Source organism: Falsiroseomonas oleicola (assembly GCF_019029495.1).
In the GTDB taxonomy this organism is placed as follows: domain Bacteria; phylum Pseudomonadota; class Alphaproteobacteria; order Acetobacterales; family Acetobacteraceae; genus Falsiroseomonas; species Falsiroseomonas oleicola.
In genome coordinates, this window is sequence record NZ_JAERQM010000001.1 from 1,318,683 (window position 1) to 1,331,926 (window position 13,244).

At 70.2% G+C, this 13,244-nt stretch carries 14 protein-coding genes; 4 read left to right on the forward strand and 10 right to left on the reverse strand.

The genetic code is table 11. The annotated features are described in order from the left end of the window. Positions 1 to 5 precede the first annotated feature (5 nt). Positions 6 to 197, reverse strand: coding sequence for a hypothetical protein (locus JJQ90_RS06355; RefSeq protein WP_216873594.1), 192 nt, complete (start codon positions 195 to 197; stop codon positions 6 to 8). A 345-nt stretch (positions 198 to 542) separates the two neighbouring features. Between JJQ90_RS06355 and JJQ90_RS06360 the strand changes: the two genes are divergently transcribed. After that, complete coding sequence (locus JJQ90_RS06360) at positions 543 to 1,544, forward strand: Bug family tripartite tricarboxylate transporter substrate binding protein (RefSeq protein WP_216873595.1); 1,002 nt, start codon at positions 543 to 545, stop codon at positions 1,542 to 1,544. Here JJQ90_RS06360 and JJQ90_RS06365 read toward each other — a convergent pair. After that, positions 1,528 to 2,256 carry a class I SAM-dependent methyltransferase gene (locus tag JJQ90_RS06365; RefSeq protein WP_329959388.1) on the reverse strand — a complete coding sequence of 243 codons (729 nt, stop codon included), beginning with the start codon at positions 2,254 to 2,256 and terminating at the stop codon, positions 1,528 to 1,530. The two genes, JJQ90_RS06360 and JJQ90_RS06365, sit on opposite strands and share 17 nt — an antisense overlap. 127 nt (positions 2,257 to 2,383) lie before the next feature. On the opposite strand from JJQ90_RS06365, the gene acs reads away from it, so the two are divergent. Then, positions 2,384 to 4,327, forward strand: coding sequence for an acetate--CoA ligase (acs, locus tag JJQ90_RS06370; RefSeq protein ID WP_216873597.1), 1,944 nt, complete (start codon positions 2,384 to 2,386; stop codon positions 4,325 to 4,327). On the opposite strand, the gene JJQ90_RS06375 is transcribed toward acs, so the two are convergent. Beyond that, positions 4,320 to 5,039 carry an EAL domain-containing protein gene (locus JJQ90_RS06375; RefSeq protein ID WP_216873598.1) on the reverse strand — a complete coding sequence of 240 codons (720 nt, stop codon included), beginning with the start codon at positions 5,037 to 5,039 and terminating at the stop codon, positions 4,320 to 4,322. The genes acs and JJQ90_RS06375 overlap by 8 nt on opposite strands. A 144-nt stretch (positions 5,040 to 5,183) precedes the next feature. On the opposite strand from JJQ90_RS06375, the gene JJQ90_RS06380 reads away from it, so the two are divergent. After that, positions 5,184 to 6,359, forward strand: a complete 1,176-nt coding sequence (locus JJQ90_RS06380) for an MFS transporter (RefSeq protein WP_216873599.1) — start codon at positions 5,184 to 5,186, stop codon at positions 6,357 to 6,359. 441 nt (positions 6,360 to 6,800) lie between these two features. Here the strand turns inward: JJQ90_RS06380 and JJQ90_RS27615 are convergent, their stop codons facing one another. Continuing rightward, entirely contained in the window at positions 6,801 to 7,067 is a 267-nt protein-coding gene (locus JJQ90_RS27615) for a DUF1674 domain-containing protein (RefSeq protein WP_377097986.1), read from the reverse strand. A 135-nt stretch (positions 7,068 to 7,202) separates the two neighbouring features. On the opposite strand from JJQ90_RS27615, the gene htpX reads away from it, so the two are divergent. After that, on the forward strand, positions 7,203 to 8,144 hold the full coding sequence (htpX, locus tag JJQ90_RS06390) for a zinc metalloprotease HtpX (RefSeq protein WP_216873600.1): 942 nt from the start codon (positions 7,203 to 7,205) through the stop codon (positions 8,142 to 8,144). A gap of 87 nt (positions 8,145 to 8,231) precedes the next feature. Here the strand turns inward: htpX and JJQ90_RS06395 are convergent, their stop codons facing one another. The 6 genes from JJQ90_RS06395 to JJQ90_RS06420 all read right to left on the reverse strand — a co-directional run bounded on the left by JJQ90_RS06395 (position 8,232) and on the right by JJQ90_RS06420 (position 13,233). Then, entirely contained in the window at positions 8,232 to 8,426 is a 195-nt protein-coding gene (locus JJQ90_RS06395; protein ID WP_216873601.1) for a CsbD family protein, read from the reverse strand. 84 nt (positions 8,427 to 8,510) lie between these two features. Next, complete coding sequence (locus JJQ90_RS06400; protein ID WP_216873602.1) at positions 8,511 to 9,857, reverse strand: aspartate aminotransferase family protein; 1,347 nt, start codon at positions 9,855 to 9,857, stop codon at positions 8,511 to 8,513. After that, entirely contained in the window at positions 9,850 to 10,242 is a 393-nt protein-coding gene (locus tag JJQ90_RS06405) for a RidA family protein (protein WP_216873603.1), read from the reverse strand. Before JJQ90_RS06405 ends, JJQ90_RS06400 begins: the two co-directional genes overlap by 8 nt. A gap of 11 nt (positions 10,243 to 10,253) precedes the next feature. Continuing rightward, entirely contained in the window at positions 10,254 to 11,498 is a 1,245-nt protein-coding gene (locus JJQ90_RS06410; RefSeq protein ID WP_230410353.1) for a NupC/NupG family nucleoside CNT transporter, read from the reverse strand. A 31-nt stretch (positions 11,499 to 11,529) separates the two neighbouring features. Next, on the reverse strand, positions 11,530 to 12,531 hold the full coding sequence (locus JJQ90_RS06415; RefSeq protein ID WP_230410354.1) for a DNA recombination protein RmuC: 1,002 nt from the start codon (positions 12,529 to 12,531) through the stop codon (positions 11,530 to 11,532). Between the two features lie 90 nt (positions 12,532 to 12,621). Next, entirely contained in the window at positions 12,622 to 13,233 is a 612-nt protein-coding gene (locus JJQ90_RS06420) for a carbonic anhydrase (RefSeq protein WP_216873605.1), read from the reverse strand. Positions 13,234 to 13,244 lie beyond the last annotated feature (11 nt).

A 13,244-nucleotide genomic window follows, 5' to 3' on the forward strand; every position in this document is an offset into this window, starting at 1 on the left:
CGGCGTCAGCCGGCCGGGTCGCCGGGGGGCGTCGGGCGCTGCGGCATCGCCACGCGCTCCGGCTCCTCCTCCATCATCTGAAGGCAGGGTTGTTCGGCCGCCAAGACGCGGGCGCTGCGCGCCTCCGCCACCTGGGACAGCGGGGCGAGCCAGACGGCGAGCAGGCCGGTGACGGCGGCACGGCGGATATGGCGCATGGGCAGGACCCTTTCCGATGCAGGCCCATTGCCGCGGTCCGCCACGGCAGATGGGTGGCACGACCGTGGCAGGAAAGCGGCAGGGACATCACGCCAGCGCGATGCGACGGAACTCCGCCGCGCTTCGGCGCCAATCGGGCAGGGAACCGCGCCGCGGCCGGCTACGGCAGCATGGCGGCTCTCTGCACCAGGCCCCAACATGGAATAAAAATCTTCTGATTGACGGATATACTGTGTTTGATAGAATAAAATTCCATGCACAAGCCCATTCCGCCCCGCCAGACCGCGCGATGTCGCCCGGATCCGCGCCTATCCCGCTGATCCTGACGCCCTTCGGAGCCTCCCATGACTCACGCGCCCCGTGACCATTTCCGCCGCCGCCTGCTGCTGCGCACCCTCGCCTTGTCGCCGCTGGCGGCCCCCGGCATCGCCCGCGCCCAATCCGCCTGGCCCGACCGCCCGATCCGCCTGGTCGTCCCCTGGCCGCCCGGCGGCGCGGTGGACCAGCTCGCCCGCGCGGTGCAGCAGGCGCTGGGCGCGCAGCTCGGCCAGACCATCGTCATCGAGAATATCGGCGGCGCCTCCGGCCGCGTTGGCGGCCAGGCGGCGGCGCGCGCCACGCCGGATGGCCATACCCTGCTGCTGGCCAACGACACCTTCGCCGCGACCGAGGCCCTGCCGGTGCCCGGCGCACCCTCCCTCAGCCAGAGCCTGCGGCCGGTGGCGCTGGCCATCACGGCGGAGCATGGCTTCTTCACCCATCCGCGCTCCGGCCTGACCCATGCGCGGGATTTCGCCGAGGCGGCGCGGGCGCGGCCGGGGGCGCTGAATGTCGGCGTGCCGGGCATCGGTGCCTCCCAGCACCTGACCAGCGAGCTGATGTTGCGCGCCGCCGGCGGGCTGCGGGTGGAGCATGTGCCCTATCGCGGCGGCGGGCCGGTGCTGCAGGACCTGCTAGCCGGCAATATCGATGTCGGCGTGGTAACCTTCTCCGCCGGCGTGCCGCATGCCCGGGCGCGCAGCCTGGTGCCGCTGTTCGTCACCAGCGCCGGCCGCCCGCCGGCCTTGCCGGAGGTGCCGACGGCCGGGGAGAGCATCGCCCCCGGCTTCGTCCAGGACACCTGGATCGGCTTCTTCGCCCCCGCCGGCACGCCGGAGCCGGCGCTGGAGCGGCTTCAGGCCGCCAATGCCGCCATGCTGTCGGACCCGGCGCTGCAGGCGCGGCTGGCCGCGCTGGGCTTCACCCCCTCCGGCCTGCGGCGGGAGGCTTTTGCCAGCCTGTTCGACAGCACGGTGGCGACCTTCGCGGCCATCGCGCGGGAACGGGGGATCACGGCGGAGAGTTAGGTTTTTTCCACTCCATGATGTGGAAATAGGGCACGCGGCGGTAGCGCGCCGCCGCGTGCGGGTCGCCGCCCGGTGCGGGGGCGGGTTCCGCGAAATGGGTCAGCACCAGGCCCTGGCCCAGCAGCAGGGTCATGTAGTGGCTCATCGGCCGGTGCCAGTTGCGGATGCGGATGCCACGCCAGCCGACCCAGTCGGCGCGCTCCTCCAGATAGTGGTCGATGGCGAAATGCGTCTTTTCGCCGTCCTGGCGCACCCAGCCCTCCGGCATGCCGGCGGTGAAGAAGGGGTTGAGATTGGCGATCAGCAGGCGGCCGCCGGGGGCCAGCACGCGGGCCATCTCGGCGATGGCGGCGGCGGCGTCCGGAATGTCGATCAGGCTCAGGTAGCTGATGGCCAGGTCGCAGGCGCCATCCGTCAGGGGCAGCGCCTCCGCCCGGCCAGGGCGGTAGTCGCCCTCCGGATCGCGGCGGCGGGCTTCGGCCAGCAGCGCCTCGGTCGGGTCGATGCCGATGGCCGGAATGCCGCGGTCGCGCAGCATCCGGCAGAAGCGGCCCTCGCCGCAGCCGATATCGAGTGCCAGCCGCACCGGTGCTGCCGCCACGCGTGCCAGCATCGGCGCATCCAGCACGAAGCGGCGGCCGTAGTCGCCGGCCTCGCCCTGGGCCTCAATCCAGGCCGCGGCCGAATTCGCCCATCCATCCCCTGCCGTCACGCCGGCCTCTCCTTCAACTTCGCATGCCGCCGGTTGACGCATCTCATGGCCGCGTGCCCCATTCCCTTTCTATGAACCGGTCAGAAGACCGGAACGAGATGCGCCGACAAGACTGCGGGGACCGCCCATGACCGATAACAGCCTGATCGCCGTGAAGCCCGAGATCGCCGCGCGCGCCCATGTGGACGCCGCCGGCTACAAGGCGATGGTGGAGGCCGCAACCCGCGACCCCGACGCCTTCTGGTCGAAGGAGGCAAAGCGCATCGCCTGGATGCAGGCGCCGACCATCATCAAGAACACCGATTTCGGCGGCGAATCCGGAAAGGTCTCGATCAAGTGGTTCGAGGATGGGGTGCTGAACGCCTCCGTCTCCTGCCTCGACCGGCATCTGGCGACCCGCGGCGACCAGGTGGCGATCATCTGGGAGGGGGACGACCCGGCCAGCGATGCCAAGGTGACCTACAAGGAACTGCACGCCCGGGTCTGCCAGCTGGCGAATGCCATGCGCGACATGGGTGTGCAGAAGGGCGACCGGGTCTGCATCTACCTGCCGATGATCGTGGAGGCCGCGGTCGCCATGCTGGCCTGCGCCCGCATCGGCGCCGTGCATTCCATCGTCTTCGGCGGCTTTTCACCCGACAGCCTGGCATCCCGCATCCAGGACTCGGATTGCGTACTGCTGATCACGGCGGATGAGGGCCGGCGCGGCGGCCGGAAGGTGCCGCTGAAGGCCAATGCGGATGAGGCGCTGAAGACCTGCCCCTCCATCCGCAACGTCATCGTCGCGAAAAACACCGGCGGCGCGGTACAGATGATGCCGGAGCGTGACCATTGGTGGTCGGACGCCTGCGACACCCAGCCGGAAACCGCCGAACCGGAGCGGATGAACGCGGAGGACCCGCTGTTCATCCTCTACACCAGCGGCAGCACCGGCAAGCCGAAGGGCGTGCTGCACACCACCGGCGGCTACATGGTCTGGGCCAGCTTCACCCATGAGAACGTCTTCGACTATCGCGACGGCGAGATCTACTGGTGCACGGCCGATGTCGGCTGGGTGACCGGGCACACCTACATCGTCTATGGCCCGCTCGCGAATGGCGCGACCACGCTGATGTTCGAGGGCGTGCCTAACTACCCGACCGTCTCCCGGTTCTGGGAGGTGGTGGACAAGCACCAGGTCAATATCTTCTACACCGCCCCCACCGCCATCCGCGCCCTGATGCGCGAAGGCGAGGCGCCGGTGAAGCGGACCAGCCGCGCCAGCCTGCGGATTCTCGGCAGCGTGGGGGAGCCGATCAATCCCGAAGCCTGGCTCTGGTACTACCGGAATGTGGGCGACGAGCGCTGCCCGATCGTCGATACCTGGTGGCAGACGGAAACCGGCGGCATCCTGATCTCGCCGCTGCCCGGCGCCATTGCCCAGAAGCCGGGTTCCGCCACGCTGCCGCTGCCCGGCGTGCTGCCGGCGCTGGTCGACAATGACGGCAATGTCCTGGAAGGCGCGACCGAGGGCAACCTCGTGCTGCTGGATAGCTGGCCCGGGCAGATGCGCACGGTCTATGGCGACCATGAGCGCTTCGTGCAGACCTATTTCTCGACCTTCAAGGGCACCTATTTCACCGGCGACGGCGCCCGGCGCGATGCCGATGGCTATTGGTGGATCACCGGCCGCGTCGATGACGTCATCAATGTCGCCGGCCACCGCATGGGCACGGCGGAGGTCGAGTCCGCGCTGGTCGCCCATCCCAAGGTGGCGGAGGCCGCCGTGGTCGGCATGCCGCACGACATCAAGGGCCAGGGCATCTACGCCTATGTCACGCTGAAGACCGGCGAGGAGCCCACCGAGGCGCTGCGCAAGGAGCTGGTGGCCTGGGTCCGCAAGGAAATCGGCCCCATCGCCAGCCCCGACGCCATCCAATGGGCGCCCGGCCTGCCGAAGACCCGATCCGGCAAGATCATGCGCCGGATCCTGCGCAAGATCGCGGCGAATGAGACGGAGGCGCTGGGCGATACTTCGACGCTGGCGGATCCGGGCGTGGTGCAGGACCTGGTGGATAACAGGATCAGGTAGCGGCGCGCGGCACCACCGGCACCGGCAGCACGCCCAGCCCCGGCCGGGCGAACAGGTAGCCCTGCATCGCCCGCACGCCGAGGCGGCGCAGCGCGGCCAGTTCGCCGGGGGTCTCGATACCCTCCACCACCGGCACCATGCCGAAGGCGAGAAGCTGTTCCAGCGTCTCCCGCACCCGTTCGAAGCGGGCCTCGTCCTTGTCGAGGCCCATGATGACCTCCCGCGCGATCTTGGCGCCGTCCGGGCGCCAGACCATCAGCAGCGGGATTCGCGCATGGCCGGTGCCAACATCGTCCAGCGCGATGCGCAACCCGCGTCGCTGCAAATTGGCCAGGGTGCGGCCCAGCGCCTCGGGATCCTCCACAGGCTCCATCTCACTGATCTCGAAGATCAGGCGGTCGGTCGGGAAGCCCATGGCCTCGGCATCGGCCATCGTGCGGGTGGCACAGAATTCGGGCGCGCCGATGCAGCCGGGGAAGATGTTCAGGGTCAGCGCGGCATTGGTCGCCGGCAGGCCCAGGCGCAGCGCCTCCGCCATCGCGCCGCGGCGGATTTCGGCGTCGAAGCGATAGCGCGCCTCCGGCGCAACGGAAGCCAGCACGCTGCCGGCCGATTCCCCGGCCGGGCCGCGCACCAGCGCTTCCTGCGCCAGGGTCAGGCCGGTCTCAACATCGACGATGGGCTGGAAGGCGACGGCGAAGGGGGGAGTCACACGGCGGTCCTGACGAAGAGCATGTCCAGAATACGATAATTAACACATGGTTTGATACGTGCCACCAGCCTCATCCGGGGCGCCCGCCAGGATTGCGCCGGGCGCGGTTGCGCGGGCCGGCGCCAGCAAGCAGCATCCGCGGCCATGGCCGACCCTCCCGAAAGGCGCTCTTCCGAGACGCGCCGCCTGATCCTCGTGCTCGGCTTGGCCTGCCTCGCCTCAGCGCTGGCCATGCGTGCCTTCGACCCGCTGGTGGGGGAGCTGGCGGCGGAATTCAGCGCCACCCCGGCCACCATCGCCTTGCTCTCCACCGCCTTCGCCCTGCCCTATGCGCTGGTGCAGCCGGTGCTGGGGCCGCTGGGGGATGCGGCCGGCAAGCAGCGCGTGATCCGCATCTGCCTGCTGCTGCTGGCGGTGGCGCTGGCCATCACGGCGATGGCGCCGGACCTGCTGTCCCTCACCCTGCTGCGCATCCTGGCGGGGGCGGCGGCGGGTGGCATCTTTCCCCTCGCCATCGCCTCCATCGGCGACCAGGTGCCGATCGAGCGCCGGCAGGTGGCGCTGTCGCGGCTGCTGGTGGCGGGGCTCACCGGGTCCTCCGGTGGCGCACTGCTGTCGGCGATGCTGGAGCCCTGGATCGGCTGGCGCGGCGTCACCCTGGTCTGCGCGGCCGCGGCGCTGGCGGCGGTGCCGATGCTGCGGGCGGATCGCAGCCGGCCGGAGCTGCGCGGGCCAAGGCTGAACCTGGCCGATGCGCTGCGCCGCTACGGGCAGATCATCGCCCAGCCGGCGGCGCGGGTGCTCTATGCCTGCGTGTTCCTGGAGGGGATGTTCATCTTCGGCATCTTCCCCTTCATCGCCCCGCTGCTGGCGGAGCGTGGCCAGGGTGGCGTGGCGGAGGCGGGGCTGGCGGTGGCCTTCTTCGGCGTCGGCGGCTTCGTCTTCGCGGCCCTCGCCGGGCTGATGCTGCGGCGCATGGGTCAGTCGCGCATGGTGGTGCTGGGGGGCGCGCTGGCGGCGCTGGGGCTGCTGGCCCAGGCCCTGGCGCCGGTGGCGGCGGTGCTGATCGGCGGCTGCCTGCTGCTCGGCCTCGGCTTCTACATGATGCACAGCTCCATCCAGACCCGGGTGACGGAGGTGGCGCCCATGGCCCGCGGCAGCGCCGTGGCGCTGCATGCCTTCAGCTTCTTCCTCGGCCAGTCGCTCGGCCCCGCCGCGATGGGCGCCGGGCGGGCCGCGCTGGGGGCGGAATGGGCGCTGGCCGTCTCCGCCGCCGGGGTGCTGGGCCTCGGTTTCTGGCTGGCGCGCCGGGGCCGCTGAGGCGCCTGCCGCCACCGTTCTGGTTCGCGATTCGCCCCTGTTCTGGAACATGAGGTGAATCAGGCGTAATCCGTGCCAGGCACGCCCCTTTTGAATCAACAGCCTGGTCCGAGTCGCGGGAACGAATCGCTGACTCCCGGATTTCGTTCTCCCACCACAAGATGTGGGGGTAGGCCTCCGAGTCGCCGACTAGCGCGTTCCCCGAGTCGCGCCCGAGTCGCGACTCGAGTCGGGGCACACGGAATCGGCGGCTCATACCAACGCCCGAAAAGACTGAACCTGCGGCCGGCAATGCCGGCCGAGGCCGCGAATGCGGCCCGCCGGTTGTCCGTCGCGCCGAAGGCGCGCCTTCGGCGCGATGAGCCAAGCGGCCGGAGGCCGCGCCCGGCGCCTGAGGGCATCAAATATGATTCCAGCGGTCGATGAAATCGAGCGTTGGCCTCAGAAGTCGCTGACGCGGCCCTTCTGTTCCCAGTCGCCATAGCGTGTCGGCTCCGGCCCCTTCGGCCCCCCGATCTCCGGCGGCAGGGCCAGGCGGATCGGCGCCTCGGCCGGCGGATCGCCGAGCGGGGGCGGCGGCGGGTCGCCCGGCATCGGCATGTCGCCATCCGGCGGCGGCTGGATCGGCGCGGGGTCGGGCTCCGGCACCGGATGGCCCGGCGGCGGGCCAGGCGGTTCCTGCGGCGGCAGCGGCACCTGCTGGGCCAAGGCCGGGCTATTCGTGATGTGGGCGGCGGCAGGCGCCCCCCCGTGATTCGCGTTGCTCATGCCCCACATGTAGGCGATCCCTGTACGGCTTGCAGAGGCTGCAACGCATGACAGGGCATTCGGATCGGAGGATGGATGAGCGGATATCTGCGGACCGCGGTGCTGCTGGCAGGGATGACCGCGATCTTCGTCGGCGTCGGCTTCATGCTGGGCGGCCAGCAGGGCATGGTCATCGCCTTCCTGGTCGCCTGCGGCATGAACGTCTTCGCCTGGTGGAACAGCGACCGGATGCTGCTGCGCATGCACAATGCCCAGCCCATCGGCCCGGGTGACGCGCCCCGGCTGTTCCAGATGACCCAGCAGCTCGCCACCAATGCCGGGCTGCCGATGCCGGCGCTCTATGTGATCCATGAGGACCAGCCCAATGCCTTCGCCACCGGCCGCAGCCCGGACCGGGCGGCGGTGGCGCTGAACACCGGGCTGCTCGACATGATGCCGGAGCGGGAGGTGGCGGGGGTGATCGCGCATGAGCTGGCGCATATCCGCAACCGCGACACCCTCATCATGACCATGACGGCGACCATCGCGGGTGCCATCGGCATGCTGGCGCAGTTCGGCTTCCTGTTCGGCCGGGGCGACAACCGCCAGAATCCCTTCGGCCTGATCGGCACCATCGCCATGATGGTGCTGGCGCCGATCGCCGCGATGATCGTGCAGATGGCGATCAGCCGGTCCCGCGAATATGAGGCGGACCGGGTGGGCGCCAAGATCGCCGGCGATCCGGAGGGTCTGGCCTCCGCACTCATGCGCCTTGAATCCTACAAGGAAGGCCGGGTGAACCAGGCGGCGGAGGCCAATCCGGCAACCGCGCATATGTTCATCATCAACCCGCTGTCGGGACTGCGCATGGATGGGTTGTTCTCCACCCATCCGAAGACGGCGAACCGGGTCGCGGCGCTGCGCGCGCTGGGGGGCGGCGCCGGTCGGCCGCCCTCGCGGCCGATGCCGGTGGCCCCGCCCGCCGCCGGCCCCTGGTCGAAGCCTCCCGCCGGGCCGCGCCGCAACCCCTGGGGTTGAGGGCTTCCGGACGCGAAAAACCCCGGCAGGTCACCCTGCCGGGGTTTTTATCTGCACACGGGTGGGGCCGGAGCCCCACGCCGGTCGTCAAACGCGATCCTTGCCGTCGATCGCGTCGCGCGCGGCGTCCTTGGTGCGGCCAACGGCGCCCTGGGCCTTGCCCTTGGCGGTGTCGAGGTGGCCTTCGGCCTCCAGACGCTCATTGCCCACGGCCTCGCCGACGGTCTTCTTCACGGAGCCCTTGGCCTCGTTCAGGGCGCCCTTGATGCGATCCTTGTCCATAGCGCTTCTCCTATCCTTGGGCCCGGCCTGGTGGCTGGGCTTCGGATATAGAACGCGTTACGGAAGGATCGGTTCATTGCGGAATCAACGAGATTTCGGCAGCCCGGCCAGCGCCGTGTCCACCGCGTCGCCGAAGCGGGCGACGATGGAATCGATGTCCTGGGCGGTGGCGATGTAGGGGGGCGCCAGCAGCACATGGTCGCCGAGGCGGCCATCGATGGTGCCGGCCATGGGGTAGCAGGCCAGGCCGTTGTCATAGGCGGCGCGCTTGATGCGGTCGTTCAGCTTCAGCGCCGGGTCGAAGGGCGCCTTGCTGCCGCGATCCTTGACGAATTCGGCGGCCCAGAACAGGCCGCGGCCGCGGATGTCGCCGACATGGCGATGGTTGCCCAGGCGCTCCACCAGCCGCTGTTCCAGCAGCGCGCCCATGGCCTGGATATTGGCCAGCAGCCCTTCCTCCCGGATCACCCGCTGCACCGCCAGCGCGGCGGCGGCGGCCATGGGATGGGCCTGGTAGGTATGGCCGTGCATGAAGGCGCCGCTGCCGTCGCGCAGCGCGTCCATGACGCGATGGTTGGCCAGGATGCCGCCGATCGGCTGGTAGCCACCACCCAGGCCCTTCGCCACCACCTGGATGTCCGGCGTCACGCCTTCCTGTTCCCAGGCATGCATGGTGCCGGTGCGGCCCATGCCGCACATCACCTCATCCAATATCAGCAGCGCCCCATGCCGGTCGCAGACCGCGCGCATGGCCTGGAAATAGCCCGGCAAGGCGGTGACGCAGCCGAGCGTCGCGCCGACCACCGGCTCCGCGATGAAGGCGATGACGGTGTCGGGGCCGAGGCGCTGAAACTCCGCCTCCAGTTCCGCCGCCAGCCGGGCCACATAATCGGCGTCGGATTCCGCCGGCCCACGGTCGCGATAGGCGTAGCAGGGCGCGACATGGCTGAAGGCGTCGGACAGGATCGGCTGGTAGATCGCCTTCCGCATGGCATTGCCGCCGGCCGCCAGCGCGCCGAGCGTATTGCCATGATAGCTCTGCCGCCTTGCGATATACTTTTGCCTGTTTGGCTGGCCGATTTCCCAGAAATACTGGCGGGAGAGCTTCAGCGCCGCCTCCATGGCCTCGGAGCCGGAGGAGCAGAGATAGAGCTGGGTCAGGCCGCCGGGCTCACCCTCCAGCACCAGGTCGGCCAGCGCCTCCGCGCTCTCGCAGGAATAGAGCGCCGTGTGGGCGTAGGTCAGCTGGTCCATCTGCGCGCGCATCGCGTCCAGCACGCGGGGATGGCCATGACCGAGGCAGGCGACGGCCGCGCCGCCGGAGCCATCGATGATGGTCTTTCCGTTGGAGTCATGCAGGAAGATTCCCTCGCCTCGCAAAGCGAGGGGCGGGTCCTGCCGCAAATTGCGCTGGACCAGATGGCTACGCATGGGTGGGCTCTCCGGCGAGGGCGATGCAGGCGAAGGCGACGCGGGCCTCGGTCGGCACGCCGAAGCGGGCCGTGTGCCGGGCCGGCAGGCCGTTTGGAAAATGCGTCACATATTCGGCGTTGAGCGCGGCGTAGTCGGCGGGGTCGGTGATCAGCATGGTCATCTGCACCACCCGGTCCAGCCCGCTGCCCGCAGCTTCCAGAATGGCGGCGACCTTGGCCAGCGCGTTCCGCACCTCCTCCGCCGGCGTCGCGCCGCGCGAAATGCCGCGGGCCGGGTCATGCGGCGCGGAATGGCCGGAGACGAAGACCAGGCCGCCGGCGCGCGTCGCCTCGCTGAAGGGGCGGGGGGAGCCGGCGGGGGGCGGGCCGAGGATGTCGAACATGAGGTCCTTTCTCAGGGCGCCGTCAGCAGCCCCACCACCGCGCCCGTCATGCAGCAGGCGATGGTCGCGGCCACCAGCGCCGGCAGGCCGAGCTTCACGATATCGGCCCGCCGTTCCGGGCACATCGCCACCATGCCACCCAGCATGATGCCGACCGAGGCGAAGTTGGTGAAGCCGCACAGCGCATAGATCAGGATCAGCCGCGACCTTTCGCTCAGCCCCAGCCCGCCGGATTGCGCGAGTTCGAGATAGGCGACGAATTCATTCACCACGACCTTGGTGCCGAGCGAGGCGGCAACCGTGCCGGCGCTCTCGGCCGGGATGCCCATGGCAAAGGCCAGCGGCCAGAACAGCACGGCGCAGATGCGCTGCAAGGTCAGCCCGGTCAGCGGTTCCAGCACCATGTTCAGCAGCGCCACCAGCGCCACGAAGACCACCAGCGTCGCCATGATGCCGAGCAGCAGGGTCAGCCCATCCTGCGTGCCGCGCACCAGCGCTTCCATGGTGCTGTCATACAGGCGCGGCGCCGTGGCGGCCTGTTCGACGACAGGTGCCGCATCGCCCGGTCGCATCAGCAGCGCCACCAGCACGGCGGCCGGCGCCGAGATCAGGCTGGCGGTCAGCAACTGGCCGGCGGCGTCGGGCACCACGGGGGCGATCATCACCGCATAGACCACCAGCATATTGCCGGCGATGGTGGCGAGCCCCGCGGTCATCACCACGAACATCTCGCTGATCGAAAGCCGCGCCAGCCAGGGACGGACCAGCAGCGGCGCCTCCACCATGCCAACGAAGACATTGGCCGCGGTGGCGAAGCCGGCCGCGCCGCCGAGGCCGAAGGCGCGCGTCAGCAGGCGGGCCAGCGCCTCCACGATCACCGGGATGACGCGCCAGTGGTACAGCACGGCGGCCAGCGCACCGACCACCAGCACCAGCGGCAGGCCCTGGAAGAACAGGATGAAGCCGGCGCCGGGAAAGGGCTCCGCGAAGGGCAGAGGCCCGCCGCCGAGATAGCCGAAGACGAAGCTGGTGCCGGCCCGCGTCGCCGTGGCCAGCGCATCCACCGCGCGGCCCAGCAGGGCGAAGGCGGCGCGCAGCGGCGGAATGTGCAGAAGCGCGGCGGCGAACAGGATTTGCAGACCCAGCCCGGCCGCGACGACGCGCCAGGGGGTGCACCGGTGGAAGCCGCCGAGCGCCCAGGCGAGGGTGGTGAGCGCCAGCAGGCCGAGGGCGGATTGGAGCTGGAGGAGGGTCAAAGCCCACTCTCCGTGCTGGGTGGCGGCGACATCATTCAGCGGCCCTCGCGGTCTCGTCCGGAATGTCGAGCGCGCGGATCGCCGCACTCCGGCGGATGATCTTCTCCGCCGTGATCTCGATGTCCCGCACATCCTGCTGGATATTCGCGAAATGGCCGCGCAGCGCGCCGGTGCGGCGTTCCAGGCGGGCGCAGTCCTCGGCCAGCGCCTCCACCTCATGCCGGATGCGCCGCGCCTCATCCTGAAGCCGCGCATCGCGCAGCAGCCCGCGCATGGTGTTGAGCACGGCCCAGAGGCTGGATGGCCCCACGATATGCACGCCGCGCCGCGCCGCCTCCGCCACCAGGTCGCCATGCGCCGCATGCAGCGTGGCATGAACGGCCTCCGACGGCAGGAACATCAGCGCGCCTTCCGCCGTCTCCCCGGGGATCAGGTATTTGGTCGAGATATCCGCGACATGCTTGCGGATGTCCTGGGTGAAGCGGCGCGTGGCCAGCAGCCGGGCCGGCGCATCCGGCGCGTCCTGCATCGCCGCCCAGGCCTCCAGCGGGAATTTGCTGTCCACCACGATCGGGCCGGGCGGAAAGGGCAGGCGGATCAGGCAGTCGCAGCGGGTGCCGTTGGACAGGGTGTGCTGCCAGACAAAACCCGCCGCCGGCAGCCGGTCCGCCACCAGGTCGCGCAGCTGCACCTCCCCCAAGGCTCCGCGCGCCTGCTTGTTGCCGAGCATGGCGGCGAGCGAGGTCACCTGCCCGCCCAGCGCCTCAATATTCTGGCGGGCGGCGTCGATCACCGACAGGCGCTGCTGGATGGCGGTGGCGGTGGCCTGGCTGCGTTCGGCGGCGTGGTCCAGCCGCGCGGCCAGCGTCCGCTCCTGTTCCCGCATCCGGTCCTCGCTGAGGCGGGCGAGGCGGTCCTGGCCGGCGGCCAGGGCCTCCATCATCGCGCCCAGGCGCAGCACCTCATCCCCGCGCCGGCCGCGGAGCGCCAGCACCAGCAGCAGCAGGCCGAAGGCCAGGGCGCCGGCGATCAACGCGAGGGGCAGCCAGTCCGGCAGGCGAGGACTCCTTTGTCGCGAATCGGGGCTCAGAAACCCAGACTCGCATCCCGGCGCCGCCTCTGGCTACGCCGGCGCGAATTCCCCATTCGCGCCCAGCAGCATCAGCCTACCCGTAGCCACGCCGAAATGCGCGCCCTGCAGCGTCAGGCGGCCCGCTTCCACGGCCTCCGCCACCCAGGGGAAGGTCATGAGGTTGGCGAGCGACAGGCGCACCGCCTCCAGCTCACAGGCCTCCTGCTGGTCCTGCTCCACCGGCACGCATTCCAGCACGCGGCGGCGGGCCTCGGTGGCGATGGTCATCCAGGCCGGCACGAAGTCACGCGCTTCCGGCGGCGCGCCGCGCAGCAAAGCGGTGACGCCGCCGCACATGGCGTGGCCCATCACCACAAGCTGCGAGACCTTCAGCACCCGCACGCCGAATTCCAGCGCCGCGCTGGTGCCGTGATAGGCGCCGTCGGGACTGAAGGGCGGCACGAGGTTGGCCACGTTGCGCACCACGAACAGCTCCCCCGGCCCGGCACCGAAGATCACGGCCGGGTCCACGCGGCTGTCGGAACAGGCGATGACCATGGTCTCGGGATGCTGGCCCTGGGCGGCCAGGGCCTCGAATCGCGCGCGTTCCTGCGGCCAGGTGTCGGCGCGGAAGCGGCGATAGCCGTCGAGGAGGCGGTTCATCAACTCAAGCC

Coding starts and splice junctions, on each gene's coding strand:
- JJQ90_RS06355 (WP_216873594.1), bottom strand. CDS start 197: ATGCGCCATATCCGCCGTGCCGCCGTCACCGGCCTGCTCGCCGTCTGG.
- JJQ90_RS06360 (WP_216873595.1), top strand. CDS start 543: ATGACTCACGCGCCCCGTGACCATTTCCGCCGCCGCCTGCTGCTGCGC.
- acs (WP_216873597.1), top strand. CDS start 2,384: ATGACCGATAACAGCCTGATCGCCGTGAAGCCCGAGATCGCCGCGCGC.
- JJQ90_RS06380 (WP_216873599.1), top strand. CDS start 5,184: ATGGCCGACCCTCCCGAAAGGCGCTCTTCCGAGACGCGCCGCCTGATC.
- htpX (WP_216873600.1), top strand. CDS start 7,203: ATGAGCGGATATCTGCGGACCGCGGTGCTGCTGGCAGGGATGACCGCG.
- JJQ90_RS06395 (WP_216873601.1), bottom strand. CDS start 8,426: ATGGACAAGGATCGCATCAAGGGCGCCCTGAACGAGGCCAAGGGCTCC.
- JJQ90_RS06400 (WP_216873602.1), bottom strand. CDS start 9,857: ATGCGTAGCCATCTGGTCCAGCGCAATTTGCGGCAGGACCCGCCCCTC.
- JJQ90_RS06405 (WP_216873603.1), bottom strand. CDS start 10,242: ATGTTCGACATCCTCGGCCCGCCCCCCGCCGGCTCCCCCCGCCCCTTC.
- JJQ90_RS06420 (WP_216873605.1), bottom strand. CDS start 13,233: ATGAACCGCCTCCTCGACGGCTATCGCCGCTTCCGCGCCGACACCTGG.